Source organism: Pseudoalteromonas sp. Cn5-37 (assembly GCF_021532495.1).
Taxonomy (GTDB): domain Bacteria; phylum Pseudomonadota; class Gammaproteobacteria; order Enterobacterales; family Alteromonadaceae; genus Pseudoalteromonas; species Pseudoalteromonas simplex.
This window is the reverse complement of sequence record NZ_JAKGBA010000002.1, coordinates 288,564-303,196: the sequence shown is the minus strand read 5'-3', so window position 1 is coordinate 303,196 and position 14,633 is coordinate 288,564. Positions and strand designations below refer to the sequence as shown.

Here is a 14,633-nt window from a genome sequence, read left to right as displayed (position 1 = left end):
CAAAGGGAGATGATCAATAAATTAGGGCTAGCAGATGCTAGCCCATGTAATTTCAATACCTTAAGGTAATTAACCTAAGCGGTAGTTTGGCGCTTCTTTAGTGATTTGCACGTCGTGAACGTGTGACTCACCCATACCCGCTGAAGTAACGCGAACAAATTGAGGTTTAGTATTTAACTCTTCAATTGTTGCACAGCCTGTTAAGCCCATTGCACTGCGTAGACCACCCACTTGTTGGTGGATGATTGTCGCGATAGGACCTTTATAAGCAACACGGCCTTCGATACCTTCAGGAACAAGTTTGTCTGCTTCGTTCGATTTTTGGAAGTAACGGTCTGATGAACCTTCTTTTTGGTCCATCGCACCAAGGCTACCCATACCACGGTATGATTTGTAGTAACGACCTTGGTATAGCTCAACTTCACCCGGTGCTTCTTCAGTACCGGCTAACATTGAACCCACCATTACACATGATGCACCGGCAACAAGTGCTTTTACGATGTCACCAGAGAAACGAATACCACCGTCAGCAATAACAGGAATATCACGGCCTTTTAAGCCTTCAACTGCGTCAGAAATAGCAGTAATTTGTGGAACACCACACCCTGTTACGATACGAGTAGTACAGATAGAACCAGGGCCGATACCAACTTTAACAGCATCAACACCCGCATCAGCAAGGGCAATCGCGCCTTCAGCTGTTGCAACGTTACCTGCTACGATTTGTAGGTCTGGGTATGCTTGACGTGTTTGTGCAACACGGTCGATAACACCTTGTGAGTGGCCATGTGATGTATCGATAAGTAATACGTCAACACCTGCTTCAACTAGGGCTGCGATACGCTCATCAGTACCTGCGCCAACACCAACAGCTGCACCTACACGTAAACGACCTTGCTCGTCTTTACATGCATGCGGCTTATCTTGTGCTTTTTGATAGTCTTTTACAGTGATCATGCCTTTTAGTTTAAATGCATCATCAACTACGAGAATTTTTTCGATACGGTGCTCGTGCATTAGACCTAAGATTTCATCACGGTCTGCACCTTCTTTAACAGTCACTAACGATTCTTTTTTCGTCATTACTGTAGAAACAGGTTGCTCAAGTTTCGTTTCAAAACGCATATCACGGCTTGTTACAATACCAACAAGGTTATTGTCAGCGTCGGTTACAGGGAAACCTGAAAAACCTTTGTCTTCTGAAAGCGCGATAGCATCAGCAATTGTAAGATCCGCAGTCACAGTAACAGGGAAAGAAACAATGCCCGCTTCGTAAGTTTTAACTTTACGAACGTTTTTAGCCTGCTCTTCGATTGTCATGTTTTTGTGGATGAAACCTAAACCGCCTTCTTGCGCTAGAGCAATCGCTAAGCGTGCTTCTGTTACAGTATCCATAGATGCTGAAACTAGCGGCAAGTTAAGATTGATACCACGCGTTAAGCGAGTTGAAATATTTGCCGTGTGTGGCAAAACAGTAGAATGACCTGGTACTAAAAGTACGTCGTCAAAGGTAAGAGCTTCTTTAGCGATTCTTAGCATAGTGCAACTTCTCACATGTGGATCTGAGTATAAGGAATTGCGGCCAAATTTTATCAGCGTTATGAGCATGAGTAAATAAAATTATTCATTTATTTGTGTTAAAGTACGCAGAGAATTTTTTACTGGGGTTTTTAATGGCTTTTACGCACTCAACACAGCCTGTTTACACGGTCTCGCGCCTAAATAAGGAAATTCGCCATGTTCTAGAGCAAGGCTTCTCATCGCTTATCTTAAATGGTGAAATTTCTAACTTTATAGCCCCTGCATCTGGACACTGGTACTTTACGTTAAAAGACGACCGAGCACAGGTAAAAGCAGCAATGTGGCGCGGCAATAATCGCGGCCAAACTTTTCGCCCAAGCAATGGTGCACAAGTAACCGTGCGTGCCCGCGTATCTTTATATGAACCTCGTGGTGATTATCAGCTGATTGTTGAGCATATGGCCCCTGCAGGTGAAGGCTTATTAAAACAAGAATTCGATGCGCTTAAAATGCGTTTAGCTGCCGAAGGCCTATTTAGCTCAGCCCACAAAAAACCATTACCAACCAATATTAATCGCGTTGGGGTGATCACCTCAGCCACAGGTGCGGCTATACGCGATATTCTAACGGTACTTAAACGCCGTGCTCCGCAGCTTGAAGTCGTGATTTACCCAGCGATGGTGCAAGGTGCAGATGCACACAGTCAATTAATAGAAAAAATAAACATCGCCAATCAACGCAACGAAGTAGATGTGCTTATATTAGGTCGCGGTGGTGGCTCACTCGAAGATTTGTGGTGTTTTAACCATGAGCAATTAGCTCGCGCTATTTTTGAAAGTCGCTTACCTATTGTTAGCGCCGTTGGTCACGAGGTCGATACCACAATTAGTGATTATGTTGCCGATATTCGCGCCGCAACACCTTCTGCAGCCGCAGAGCTAGTTAGTCCAAATACCGAAGAGCTATATAACAAAGTTACGCAGTTAGTTAGGCACTTAAATCATGCCTTTAAACACGCTTTAGCTGTAAAACGCAGTACTGCCACTCAATTTGAGCATCGCTTGCAGCTATGCCATCCGCGTAATCAACTCAATCAACAAGCGCAAAAGTTAGATGAGCTTAGTTTGGCCTTACATGGCGCGATGAGTAGTAAAATCCAGCGATATGAGCGAGTACTTGCTAACTTAACACCACGCTTAATGCAACGCTCACCCGAAAAGCAGTTAGCGAAAAGCGAGCATCAACTGGCGCAATTACATGCAAGGCTTACACAGGCGATGCAACAGCAACTTTCAAGTTCTCGAAACCAGCTTTCTTTACAAGCGAACCGTTTAGATTCTGTGAGTCCGCTTAGTGTGTTAGCGCGTGGTTACAGCATTACTAAAAATCAGCAAGGTGGCGTTGTAAAATCAGTTAACGATGTAAGCTCTGGTGAGCTTATAACTACCGAGCTTGCTGATGGTCAACTGCAATCAAAAGTTGTATAAAATTACTCCGTGCTTGCAATAATGGTTAGACTATCGTCACTTGAGGTGGTGGAGGTAAATTTAAATTGCTTCCACCAGCTTTGTTCCATCATCTTATCGGTCATGTTACGCCAATAATGACTTGGCAAGTCATCACTCCCCTCAGGTTGCAATAGCTTAAACTGACACACAGAGCTTTTGCATGTTGAGACACTCAGCTGTGGTTGCACTGGTAAATCTGCCATGATTAAAAAATCGCTCATGGCTGTTTCAACTTGGTAGGCCCAAGCCTCATCCCGAGATTGCTCTTCTAACAAGGTATAAAGTTCATCTAGGTGTGAGTCGATTTGCTGTGGAGGTATCGCACTTGAACGGTAACTGGCAATCACCGCTTGTTGGTTTTCGACTTGTAACTTTAACTCTGCAACTTGCTGCTCAAGCTCAGTTTTGCTAACAGCTGCTGAACTATCTGAATTCACTTCAGCGACTTGTTTGTTAATAACAGGCGCTACAGCAGTGGCTTGCTGCTCTGGTGCTTGAGCTATGCGTTCTTCAACAAATTGTTGCTGATAAGTTTGCGGCTGTTGTTGTGGGTCTGATTGAAAAAGTGACATAGTGACAGCGCCACAAATAAATGACGCTGCAACAGCTAATCCGAAGGATAATTTAGACAATTCCATTGCTCTTTTAAAGTGTAAAACTACAACATAGCACTGGTGTGGGAGGCATTACTAGCGGTAGTGGTACTATCGTCTAAAAAGTTTTGGTTCATGCTTTCGGCAGGACAGGGACAGCTCGGTTTGCCAACCACTTTAGCTGGCACACCAACCACAGTTGTGTGCGCTGGAACCGCACTTAACACGACAGAGTTTGCACCAATACGTGCCCCCTCTCCTACTTCGATGTTACCCAGTACTTTAGCACCCGCACCAATCAATACACCTGCGCGAATTTTCGGATGGCGGTCACCTTGCTCATTACCTGTACCACCTAAGGTTACAGACTGTAAAATAGAGACGTTATCTTCAATAACTGCTGTTTCACCAATTACAATCCCAGTTGCATGGTCAAACATAATACCATGACCAACTTTACAAGCAGGATGGATGTCAACGCCAAATACTTCTGAGGTTCTGCTCTGAATGAAGCGAGCAAGCTCTTTGCGGTTTTGTTGCCATAAACAATTTGCGAGTCGGTGTGCTTGTATTGCATGGAAGCCTTTAAGATTCAGAATTACAGTTAAGTAACTATCGGCCGCAGGGTCACGATCTTTAACTGCTTTTATGTCATGAGCCACATGCGTCAGCATTAGATCACATTTAACAAAGGCTTGGTCAAATAATTCGCGGATAGTAAACGCCGATACTACTGCATCAGCAAGCTTATTTGCCACAATAAAGCTGAGCGCCGAACCTAGGCATTCATGATTTAACACACACGAATAAACGTGACTTGCTAAAAGCGGTTCACGGGAAACGACTTCGTTTGCTTCTTCTCGAAGCTTTTGCCAAATTTCATGACGCATAATATTGCCTTTCTGGTTGTACCTAACTGCTAAGCCTTAAGTTTAACGGATTTGTAGCAAGATGTACTAACCCGTTGTTTATTTGTTCTGGTTATATCTAATAACCAGAGTAACAACACCTATTTTTACTCTTTTTACTGTGCTTTTTTGCCAACCGCATATGACAGTAGCAAATTCTAACTCTAGCCGAGCAAATTAATTAAAGTGCTTATTTTTCAATAACAAGACAGATATGACATCTTGTCTGTCATATGCCAAAATAGGCACTGACATATCGCTGACGGCGTAAAAAACAAAAATAATCATTAAATTTACATCATCAACTTAACAAGGAAACGATGATGAAAAACGACGTACTAAACTCACACAAGCTAGGTTATAAATTTTACTTTCAAGATGGTGACAACCAAATCGCATGCTTTGGTCACATCATGAGCGGTAAAGAAAAAGTATATGTAAACGACGAATTGGTAAGTGAAAAACGCAGCTTCGGTTTTAAAAGTCATCATGACTTTAGCTACCAAGGTAATACTTATGCAGTCAAATTCGAGATGCAAAATATACTTACCGGCAAGCTTGAATGTTCGTTTTATAAAGCTGACAAATTAGTTAAACAGAGCACACAAACCTCACTTACTGATAATCCAAAACAAGTAGCTTTGGTTACCTTAGGCTGTTTTATTGGTGGCGCAATATCGGGTTATGCAGTTGTTACTTTTATTGAACCATTTCTTGGGAAGTAAGTAATGCAGCTGAACCCTAATACAATAAAAGCACTTAGACTTAAATTCGATTGGACGCAGCAGCAATTGGCCGATGCCTGTGATGTAAGCTTACGTACCATTCAACGAGTTGAAAAAGAAGGCGCGGCATCAAAAGAAACTACCATGAGTCTATGTGCAGTGTTTGAAGTACGCCAAGGTGAGCTCATTAAGCTCGATGACGAAGTATCTGAACCAACCACAACACATGCAGTGAGTAAGCAAAATCTCGCTGCAATCGTAGCGGCTTCTTCGTTTGTCAGTTTTGCCCTTGGTATGGCAACAGTATTAGTTATTTTTTAGGAGTGAAAGATGACCAAAGAACAACGCGGCCACACTACACTTATCGGCTTTGTAATAACAACCATACTCTTTGCGCTAGCTGTTAAAGTTAGCTCACTACTTTAGTTGATAATAGGTCAATATAGAGCCCAGCTACATCACGGCTGGGCTGTATTCATGTTACTGCTTTAATTGATAGCGATTAAAGGTTGCAGTAGCTAACGCAACAGGTATATCTGGCGCATCAGATTTATAAACATTCGCAATAACCGTACATAAGGTTCTTCCCTTATGGATCACTTCTGACTCGGCAATAATTTTATCTCCTGGAGAAAGTGGTTTAAAAAACTTTACGTTAAGCTCAACAGTACTGCACATTTGGCCTTTATCCATAATCGTTACCATCGCACAGCCTAAGCTTGAATCGAGAAACCCAGAGACAACACCACCATGAACAGCCCCTGTTGGTGAGACATGATCACGTCTAATTAATAATGATGTAATAACTTTATTTTCTTCCTTTTTGACTGAATCAATTTCAAAACCTAGCCAATCGCCATAGCTATCACTTTGCTGGAAAGAAATACCGATATGTTCAGATAAAAAATCTAGCGTTTTCAACTAACCACTCCCCTACTTCTTTAAGATTTTAAAGGCCTAGTTGCGCATATACATCTATTAGTTCTTCATGTATTTTTGCGTTTGCGTATTCAAGCCCATCGGCGCGCCGAGGGTCATCAATGACCTCTACCCATTTTTGCCCATACTTAACAACCTCGTCTTCACCACAAGCATCTGCATTAAACATGTACAATGGCTGAGAATAATTCATTTTGGCTAAGTTGGCTGTAAGCTGAAATGGTTTTAAAACCTCAGGTACAGTAGCGAACATATGAAAGCCATTGTAATTTTTTGCTTGTCCTCCAGCAGAGCAAATTATTTGTAAGTCTTTGCCTTTAAGCTTGTCTCCTTTACTTCCATATGCAAATTGATATTGTAAAACATCATCAAGCCACTTCTTAAGAAGAGGAGTCATTGACCACCAATAGATAGGAAATTGAATCACGATTCTGTCATGAGACAACAACAACGCTTGTTCTTTTTCGATATCGATTTTAAAGTCAGGATATTCCAAATACATATCTCTACTTGTTGCTACTTTACCTGACTGCTCTAATTGCTTCTTCCAAGTATTATTGACTCGTGATGCGTTGAGATCGGGGTGAAATACTAAGTGTAAGATTTTCATAAAGATCCTTACTTTATTAATTTAAAATGTTTAAGTGCTGCAACAGCAACGGTGTCTCCAAATTCCTGCACAAAATGCCCTGCATTATTTATTTCTAGAGGTTCAGGGCAATTTTTGATTACGCTTTGCATAAAATTCATAACTGTAGGTCCTAACATTTTGTCTTTCATACCTATTGCCATGAATGATTCGCCTTGCCACTCACTTTTCCAAAATTGAAATGCTCGAGTTGAAATTTTTACGCACTGAGGATCTGGCGCAGCAACAATTTTAGGGAACTTTTTGACGCCAGCTTGATAACTTGCATCTGGATATGGAGATGCATATGCACTCGCTTCATCGCTGTCAATTGTTGGCGCATACTTTTTGAAAAAACTAGCGAGATTTAATTCATTTGGCAGAACGATATCGTCATGCCATTTTAAGAATTCAGGACTGCTCACAGGCTCAACCAGCAACCCTGTATTCATGATGATTAATCTTTTAAAACGCTCTGGCATATCTTGAGGCAATGTAAGACCCAAAAGCCCTCCCCAATCTTGGCAAACCAAAGTAATATTATTTAAATCTAACCTCTTAATAAGTTCGATTAAGTAGTTACGATGAAACTCAAACGTATAAACTTTCTCATCAATTGGTTTATCTGACTTACCAAAGCCAAAAAGATCTGGGGCTATCACCCTGCCTCCGACGTTAACAAATTCAGGGATCATTTTTCTGTAAAGGTAACTCCAAGCAGGCTCACCATGCAGACATAAAAAAATTTCTTCAGAGTCAGGATTACCTTCATCAAGGTAGTGACCCCTCAAGCCTTCATATCCATTCAAGTCACTAAAGTAATTAGCTTTAAAAGGATAATCTTTAATATTATCAAAGCTACTTTGTGGTGTGCGTTTACTATTTATCATGCCTATTCCTCAACAATAAAAACAATTAGGTCAAGTGACCTATTTAAAATTTAGGTCAGATGACCTACAATGTCAACATTGAATTTAACTGTTGAGTACTCGTAAAATGATAAGGTTTGATTACTAAGCAGAAATACTTTGAGATTTTAATGAAGAAAAATGCCAAAACAGATTTAATAATAGATACGGCTTTGCATATTCTTAGACACGAAGGTGATTATGGCGTGACAATGAGAAAAGTTGCCAACGAAGCTGGTATGACTTTGAGCAATGTTCAATATTATTTCAAAAATAAAGATGAGCTTTTAAAGGCGATGGCAGATCGCTATTTCAAATCATGTCTTGACGATATGAGACAAATGGATCCAATAAGCAACCTAGAGAACCCAAGCAATGAGCTCCATTCGCTGCTAGAGAGCTTTCTAAGTCATGGTTTGAAATTAACCCAAATGTGCAGAATATTTAGGGAGTATTGGGCTATATCGACACGAAATGAAGTTATCAATCAACATATAAAATTTTACTACGAAGAAATGGCATTGATCTTAGCTGATAAATTGCGACCTATTTCTCACTCAGACTCAAACGTTTCTAGAGCTGTATCTATATTTATCCCATTTGTAGAAGGTTACTCAATCACCGCACAAGCTATGCCCGAACGCATTGATTCAATCTCAAAAATAATGACTGAAGTTATACTTAACTTACTCACTGATGAGCATGAATAAATTAAACTACACATATATCTTCGTAAGTTATCATCTGTAAAATTTATTCAATCACACTCTTTTTTACTTTTAACCATGCAATCTAATAATTTATTGCTACTCTTTAGAAAAGTGTAAAGCAGGAATTGGTGTGCTTGAGTCAAAGGAATTTTTAAGGTTAATACTCGATACTCTCCCTGAGCATATTGTTGTCATCAACGCCGAAGGCGATATCAAATTTGTAAATCGCAGCTGGCAAACATTTGGCGAACAAAATAACTGTGCGTGCAATGAGCAATGGCAACAACAAAATTACCTCGCAATTTGTAGGTCAGCGGCTTGCCAAAACGATGAGTTTGGAGCAAAAGCCTTTAATGGAATAAAACAAGTAATTAACCATCAGTGCGAAGAGTTCTATCTTGAATATCCATGCCATAGCGACATGGAAAAGCGCTGGTTTTTAATGCGAGCAGCTTCTCTTTTTTATGATAATCAGCGTTTTATCGTTATAAGTCACTTAAATATCACCGAAAGAAAGCTTGCTGAACAACAAGTCCAACAACTTGCTAGAATTGATGGCCTAACACAAATAGCTAATAGACGATTTTTTGATAGTTTTATTTTACAAGAATGGAGTCGTTGCTCGAGATTAAATTTACCTGTTTCGTTAGCTATGATTGACCTTGATAATTTTAAAACGCTAAATGATAAATTTGGTCACTTAGTAGGTGATAGCTGTCTAAAAGAAGTTGCAAAACTACTGCCTGAATTTACTCGCAGGCCCGGTGACTTGTGCGCCAGATACGGTGGTGAAGAGTTTGTACTGGTGCTTGGTAATACACAAAGTAAGCAAGCACAAAGTCTAGTAACACGCTTAATAGATATGATCAGTAAATTACAATTAGCTGAACTTACAGGTCATCCATTAACGGTTAGTATTGGTTTAGCTACTATTTACCCTAGTAGCGATAGTGATGCCATGTTACTCATTGAAATGGCTGATAGCGCGCTTTATCAAGCAAAAGAAGCAGGGCGAAATCAACTTGTGGTTGCTGATAACATCGAGCCATTAAACCTAGAAAAATGCCCCTAATTAGGGGCATTGATTAGAGCTTGTTTATCCAGTTATTACTGAAATACTTTTTCGACATCAAGTACTTTAATATTTTTTGCTGGTATTGCGAGCTTATAGTCTGCAATTACTTTATCTTCAGCAACAAGTTCTGCTGGTTTTTCAGCGTTATACACCATAGGTGATGTTTGCTCTGAGGCTAGACGTTTTTGCATGTCTTTGCCATCACCAGTAATAAACACATAGTGGATATTCTCTGTTTGCAGGTTATCGCGAATAACACGGTTAACATCATCAAGGGTTAGCTTTTCAAGCTTGCCACGCACATAGTCAACAAAGCTCTCAGTGTTATAGAACTCACTATCAAGGGCATAACCTAATTGGCGATCTTGGCTGGCAACCATTTGTGGCACAAAGTTAATTAAGAAGTTACGAGTCGCTTCAAAATCTTCTTTGCTGATGCCATTTTTAATTAGCTTATCAAGCTCAAATAATGCCGTTCGCGTAGCGAAGTGGGCATCGTTATTAGAGCGAAGCGGACGCAACCACACTTGGAAAATTTGCTCTGAACGACCTAAGTTAGCATCAGGTTTAGTTTGGAACATACCACGTGGGAAATACTCAATGTATGCATAGTCACCATAGTTCATACCACGGGTTTGACGAATGCGCTGATACAAGAAGCTGTTTGAGCTGCGGTGTTCACCAAAGTAAGAGCGCACTAACCAAAGTGCGGTCCAGTCATCACTGCTACGAATTGTATCGATTGGGAAACCAAATGACACTGCGGTAGATTGCGCTGATTTTTCAACAATCGTTGCATGATGACCTTTAAGTTCTGGCGCATCAGGGATCATTAAGCGGCTTTCTTTACCTTGCGGAAGCGATGTTAAATCTTTCAGCATAGTCGATTTAACATCACTCGGAATCGCACCAATTAGACCCACTGTTAATTTAGATTGAGTAAACTGGTTAGCATAAAACGCTTTTACATCGTCAAGTGTCAGTGCTTCAAGGTCTGATAAATCACCATAGTTATAGCTTTCATACGGATGGCCTTTATAAAGCTGATGATATAGCACCTCTTTGCCTAGCTCTTCGTCATTAGATGCTTTAAGGCCTGCTTTAATGCTATCAATAAGCTCTTTTTTCAAGCGCTTGAAGTCATCTTCTCTAAAGCCTGGGTTTAACATCTGGTCGCTAACAAGTGCATACCACTTAGCTGCATTGTCTTTGTGTACACGACCACGTAAAGAAATCATCTCTTTATCGATTTGATAGCCAAAGCTTCCCGCTAGTGGATATAGCGCTTTTTGAATATCTTTGTAGCTCATCGTTTCTGAGCCACCTTGCGCTAGCATTGCAGCTGTTAATGCCGCTAAGCCTTTTTTGCCTTGGGGATCAGCCGCTGCACCGGTATTGAATAACCAGTTCACATCAACCAATGGTGAGCTATTTGTTTTATCAAGTACTTTAAAGTGACGCTCTGTTGGGGCTTGCTCAATACTGGCAACTGCCGCATTTAAATCAACTTCTTGCTCAAAACCAGCCACTTTATCAAGCGCCGACATTGTCACCGTGGTACGGCTTGAATCAACAAAGTACTTGTTTGCTACCGTTTTGATATCCTCAGGCGTGATGCTATCAGCAGTTGCGTACAGTTGGTTAATAACCTCAGGGTCGCGTTCAAAATGCATGTAGCTTGCAAGCGTTGACGCAATTGACTGCGATGAATCAAGACCATTAATAAAGCTATATTTTAGGTTTGATTTTAAATCAGCTAACTTTTGTGCATCAACAAGCTCAGTACGCGCTTGTGCATAGGTACGGTTAATCGCATCACGGGCTTTAGCAAGGTCCGCTTCGTTCTCTACTTTTACAAAAACATGTAATAAACCTGGATCTTTAGTATCTGGGTTATAGGTAAACATTTGGCTGGCAATTTGTTTATCAACAACAAGTTCTTGATAAAGTGCCGAATTATTAGAGAAATACAGCTGTGAGATCAAATCAAGAGCGGCACGGTCCTTTTGAGTAGGATCCCATGCCGTGCCTTTGTATGACACAAGCAACCAGTGGCCTGGTAAACCATCATTTTTCTCATGTACATATTTTGCTGTTTTTTGCTTTGGCTCAACAGGAATGTCTGCTTGGTAATCGCCTTTTTTCCAGTTACCCCAATGCTTTTTCACCATCGCCATGGTTTCTTGTGGATCAACATCACCAACAATGACTAAAGATACATATTCTGGTTTATAAAATTTAGCGAAAAACTCTTTACCGTACGCCATTTGATCAGGCATTGCTTCAATGTCTTCGAAAAAGCCCATTGTAGTGTGCTTATACGTATGCTTTTCGAATGCTTCGTTACGAACTGCAGAAAGTAACTTACGAATTGGGCTAGCATTATTCTTTAAATACTCACCTTTTACAGTCAGCGCTTCGGTGCGGAACTGCTCTTCGCTGTATGTCAGATTTTGGAAAATATCAGCTTCGATTTCAAGTACTTTATCTAAGTGCTCTTTTGAGAAGTTTAAGTGATAGTTCGTGTAATCGTTGGTCGTATACGCGCGATTATCAACACCCGAGTTCTTTAAAATATCTGAATACACATCTTGCGGGAATTTTTCAGAGCCTTTAAACATCATATGCTCAAAGAAGTGGGCAAAACCGGTTTTACCTGCTTCAACTTCATTACGTGAACCAACCGATACCGGAATTTGCAGTGACACAACATCTGGGTAATCCGTTTTAACGACCATCACGCGAAGGCCGTTTTCAAGCTCTTCTAATAGGTAATCTTGGCTAAATACACGGTTATCACCTTGGCTGACTCGCTGCTCAATTTCGACTTCTTTAACCATAGTTGACTGTGAGTTACTTGCGCAGCCACTCAGCGCCAGTGTTACAGCAACACTGGTTGCTAATAATCTAAATTTCATAATGTTCCCTTGTTAGTTATTTTTCTCATAATCATTGCTGCTTGATTATGCATCAAAGCGCCAGAAAATATGAGGGTCAGCGCAATAATTTATGTAAACAGGTGTGTCAATTTAACTAAACGCTCAGCTTTAAACTTGAGTAAAATTCATAGTCATTGAAAAACTTTCATGAAAAAAATCTATCTAGACGTCTAAATGGCTGCTATATTATTTGTCATAAACATTAGCACGAGCTGGAATGAGGATTATGGCTTTATCATTACAAGAGAAAATTGAAGACACCAACCAAGGCGTCTACCTGATCGGTACCACACCTCCAAAGTCAGGGACTGATAAAGCACAGCTTGAAACCATTGCCCAAAAGCTACTTGGTCGTTTACACGAAATTGAATACGATGGTGTGATTATTTACGACATTCAAGATGAAAGTAGCCGCATTGCAAAGCCTCGTCCTTTCCCATTTAAAGAAACAGTGGATCCACGTGAATACAGTCAATTACTGCGCAGCTTGTCACAACTAGATGTGATCACATACAAAAGCGTAGCGCAACGAGGTGAAGCTGAGTTTACCGAATGGCTAAACGAAACACGTAACGACTTCGAATTAAAAAACTTAGTGTTAGTGGGTAGTCCATCATCTCATGGCGATATCAAACTAAGCCTTCCTGATGCATATAAAACGCTTGTAAAGCAAAGCAGTGATGTGTTTTTAGGTGGCGTTACCATTGCCGAACGTCACGCTAGCAAACGCAATGAACATGAGCGCTTAGTTGAAAAAACAGCACAAGGTTGTAAGTTTTTCATCTCGCAAGCGGTTTATAATGCGCAAGCGACGATTGATTTAATCACTAGCTACGCCCGTAGTTGTAAAACACAAGGCACAGCACCAAAACGCATTATTCTAACGTTTACCCCTTGTGGGGGTGAAAAAACCTTAGACTTTATGGAGTGGTTAGGAATTTCAGTACCAGAAGCAACTAAGTACCGCATGTTAGATTCTGCAAATACATTGAGTGAATCAGTGCGTATTTGCCGTGAGAATCTCGATTTAATTTTACAAAGCTGTGCGCATTTAGATGTACCGCTAGGTTTAAATATTGAGAGCTTAACTAACCGTAAAGAAGAAATTGATGCGTCAATTAACCTTTACCGTTTACTTAAAGCAACCATGGAATTAAACCTAGCTGAAAAGCAAATAGCTTAGCGGGTAAGTTTAGAGGCTTGCTTTTTCTCATACATATCTTCATCAGCCCGCTTTAATAGCTCAGCAAATGTTTCTTTAGGTTGAGCTACAATACCTGAGCCTATACTCAAATTAAGTTCAGGTATTGCCATATGTTTAAGGTTTTCTTTAAACGCTTCATTAAGTTTGTAGCTAATCGCTTCGATACAGTCGTTACTTTTCACTTGCAGAACCGCAATAAATTCATCTCCTCCTAAGCGGCCAATAATATCAGCCTCTCGTAGATATTGCTTCAATGTATCAGCCAGACATATCAGTGCTTTATCTCCTACTTCGTGACCATGCTTATCATTGAGTGGTTTAAAGTTATCTATATCGATAAACAAACAACAGATATTAAAGCCCAACCGGGCGGCAAGATTTAATTTATGTTGGCAAAGTAAATTGAGTGCGCGGCGATTATAAATATTTGTGAGGGGGTCTAGCATCGCAATTTCACGCATTTGGGTGAAATTATCAAGTAGAGCTAAATCATCTTCCACCATATCCCTAAGCTGTTCGATGAGTTCTAAAAGACTATGCTGATAATCAGTTTTCTTAAAATCCATTACACAAAAAGTACCAAACGGTTCCCCGCTCGGCCAAGTTATAGGCACACCTAAATAGGATTCAACGCCATCGACAGTAAGTGGACAATCATCCCATTGATTATCTAGACTAACTTGTGGAATGTATAAAGGAGCCATATCTTTTAATACCTTTTTGCAAAAGATATTGTCGTCAATGGCTAACTCGATTCCAGCATGGTAAGGGTTTTCTCGTTGTTCGCTAGAAACAATTATGCGGTATGCTTCATCTGTCTTATGAACAATAAAGCCTGCAGGCGCTGAGAATAACTCGGTCATTAAATCGACTGTTTTTTGCCATTTTTGCAAAGAAAACTGGTTGTCAGGCTGACAAAATGACCATTTATTAACTTCTAACATACTACACACTTATTTTAGTCAGTGGATAGTA

General features: G+C 40.4%; 14 protein-coding genes. 6 read left to right on the top strand and 8 right to left on the bottom strand.

What is annotated here, in order from left to right; all coding sequences use genetic code 11:
• Positions 1–69: 69 nt before the first annotated feature.
• On the bottom strand, positions 70–1,539 hold the full coding sequence (guaB, locus tag L1266_RS06155) for an IMP dehydrogenase (RefSeq protein WP_054551225.1): 1,470 nt from the start codon (positions 1,537–1,539) through the stop codon (positions 70–72).
• 134 nt (positions 1,540–1,673) lie between these two features.
• Here guaB and xseA point away from each other — a divergent pair, with 134 nt between their 5' ends.
• Entirely contained in the window at positions 1,674–3,008 is a 1,335-nt protein-coding gene (gene xseA / locus L1266_RS06150; protein WP_235377095.1) for an exodeoxyribonuclease VII large subunit, read from the top strand.
• 2 nt (positions 3,009–3,010) lie between these two features.
• Here the strand turns inward: xseA and L1266_RS06145 are convergent, their stop codons facing one another.
• Positions 3,011–3,661 (bottom strand): hypothetical protein, encoded by a 651-nt coding sequence (locus tag L1266_RS06145; protein WP_235377094.1) that lies wholly within the window; start codon positions 3,659–3,661, stop codon positions 3,011–3,013.
• A 26-nt stretch (positions 3,662–3,687) separates the two neighbouring features.
• On the bottom strand, positions 3,688–4,512 hold the full coding sequence (cysE, locus tag L1266_RS06140) for a serine O-acetyltransferase (RefSeq protein ID WP_138599624.1): 825 nt from the start codon (positions 4,510–4,512) through the stop codon (positions 3,688–3,690).
• 341 nt (positions 4,513–4,853) lie between these two features.
• Here cysE and L1266_RS06135 point away from each other — a divergent pair, with 341 nt between their 5' ends.
• Together L1266_RS06135 and L1266_RS06130 are read left to right on the top strand one after the other, a co-directional pair.
• The gene (locus L1266_RS06135) at positions 4,854–5,255 is read left to right on the top strand and encodes a hypothetical protein (protein ID WP_235377093.1); all 402 of its coding nucleotides are present in this window, start codon (positions 4,854–4,856) and stop codon (positions 5,253–5,255) included.
• A 3-nt stretch (positions 5,256–5,258) separates the two neighbouring features.
• Complete coding sequence (locus tag L1266_RS06130) at positions 5,259–5,576, top strand: helix-turn-helix transcriptional regulator (RefSeq protein WP_209328679.1); 318 nt, start codon at positions 5,259–5,261, stop codon at positions 5,574–5,576.
• 159 nt (positions 5,577–5,735) lie between these two features.
• On the opposite strand, the gene L1266_RS06125 is transcribed toward L1266_RS06130, so the two are convergent.
• From L1266_RS06125 to L1266_RS06115, 3 genes are read right to left on the bottom strand one after another with little or no spacing between them, the layout of a single operon-like run.
• On the bottom strand, positions 5,736–6,176 hold the full coding sequence (locus tag L1266_RS06125) for a PaaI family thioesterase (RefSeq protein ID WP_054551219.1): 441 nt from the start codon (positions 6,174–6,176) through the stop codon (positions 5,736–5,738).
• Between the two features lie 28 nt (positions 6,177–6,204).
• Positions 6,205–6,804, bottom strand: a complete 600-nt coding sequence (locus L1266_RS06120; RefSeq protein ID WP_054551218.1) for an NAD(P)H-dependent oxidoreductase — start codon at positions 6,802–6,804, stop codon at positions 6,205–6,207.
• Positions 6,805–6,812: 8 nt separating this feature from the next.
• The gene (locus tag L1266_RS06115) at positions 6,813–7,712 is read right to left on the bottom strand and encodes a haloalkane dehalogenase (protein WP_235377092.1); all 900 of its coding nucleotides are present in this window, start codon (positions 7,710–7,712) and stop codon (positions 6,813–6,815) included.
• A 149-nt stretch (positions 7,713–7,861) separates the two neighbouring features.
• Between L1266_RS06115 and L1266_RS06110 the strand changes: the two genes are divergently transcribed.
• Complete coding sequence (locus L1266_RS06110; RefSeq protein WP_138616334.1) at positions 7,862–8,440, top strand: TetR/AcrR family transcriptional regulator; 579 nt, start codon at positions 7,862–7,864, stop codon at positions 8,438–8,440.
• 130 nt (positions 8,441–8,570) lie between these two features.
• Positions 8,571–9,512, top strand: coding sequence for a sensor domain-containing diguanylate cyclase (locus tag L1266_RS06105; protein ID WP_138616336.1), 942 nt, complete (start codon positions 8,571–8,573; stop codon positions 9,510–9,512).
• 35 nt (positions 9,513–9,547) lie between these two features.
• On the opposite strand, the gene L1266_RS06100 is transcribed toward L1266_RS06105, so the two are convergent.
• The gene (locus L1266_RS06100; protein ID WP_235377091.1) at positions 9,548–12,433 is read right to left on the bottom strand and encodes a M16 family metallopeptidase; all 2,886 of its coding nucleotides are present in this window, start codon (positions 12,431–12,433) and stop codon (positions 9,548–9,550) included.
• Positions 12,434–12,680: 247 nt separating this feature from the next.
• On the opposite strand from L1266_RS06100, the gene L1266_RS06095 reads away from it, so the two are divergent.
• Positions 12,681–13,637 carry a methylenetetrahydrofolate reductase gene (locus tag L1266_RS06095; RefSeq protein WP_235377090.1) on the top strand — a complete coding sequence of 319 codons (957 nt, stop codon included), beginning with the start codon at positions 12,681–12,683 and terminating at the stop codon, positions 13,635–13,637.
• Here L1266_RS06095 and L1266_RS06090 read toward each other — a convergent pair.
• Entirely contained in the window at positions 13,634–14,602 is a 969-nt protein-coding gene (locus L1266_RS06090; RefSeq protein ID WP_235377089.1) for a sensor domain-containing diguanylate cyclase, read from the bottom strand. The genes L1266_RS06095 and L1266_RS06090 overlap by 4 nt on opposite strands.
• Positions 14,603–14,633 lie beyond the last annotated feature (31 nt).

What these genes read in the sequence shown, in the direction of transcription:
- guaB (WP_054551225.1), bottom strand. Translation starts at nt 1,539, where the DNA reads ATGCTAAGAATCGCTAAAGAAGCTCTTACCTTTGACGACGTACTTTTA.
- xseA (WP_235377095.1), top strand. Translation starts at nt 1,674, where the DNA reads ATGGCTTTTACGCACTCAACACAGCCTGTTTACACGGTCTCGCGCCTA.
- cysE (WP_138599624.1), bottom strand. Translation starts at nt 4,512, where the DNA reads ATGCGTCATGAAATTTGGCAAAAGCTTCGAGAAGAAGCAAACGAAGTC.
- L1266_RS06135 (WP_235377093.1), top strand. Translation starts at nt 4,854, where the DNA reads ATGAAAAACGACGTACTAAACTCACACAAGCTAGGTTATAAATTTTAC.
- L1266_RS06130 (WP_209328679.1), top strand. Translation starts at nt 5,259, where the DNA reads ATGCAGCTGAACCCTAATACAATAAAAGCACTTAGACTTAAATTCGAT.
- L1266_RS06120 (WP_054551218.1), bottom strand. Translation starts at nt 6,804, where the DNA reads ATGAAAATCTTACACTTAGTATTTCACCCCGATCTCAACGCATCACGA.
- L1266_RS06115 (WP_235377092.1), bottom strand. Translation starts at nt 7,712, where the DNA reads ATGATAAATAGTAAACGCACACCACAAAGTAGCTTTGATAATATTAAA.
- L1266_RS06110 (WP_138616334.1), top strand. Translation starts at nt 7,862, where the DNA reads ATGAAGAAAAATGCCAAAACAGATTTAATAATAGATACGGCTTTGCAT.
- L1266_RS06100 (WP_235377091.1), bottom strand. Translation starts at nt 12,433, where the DNA reads ATGAAATTTAGATTATTAGCAACCAGTGTTGCTGTAACACTGGCGCTG.
- L1266_RS06095 (WP_235377090.1), top strand. Translation starts at nt 12,681, where the DNA reads ATGGCTTTATCATTACAAGAGAAAATTGAAGACACCAACCAAGGCGTC.
- L1266_RS06090 (WP_235377089.1), bottom strand. Translation starts at nt 14,602, where the DNA reads ATGTTAGAAGTTAATAAATGGTCATTTTGTCAGCCTGACAACCAGTTT.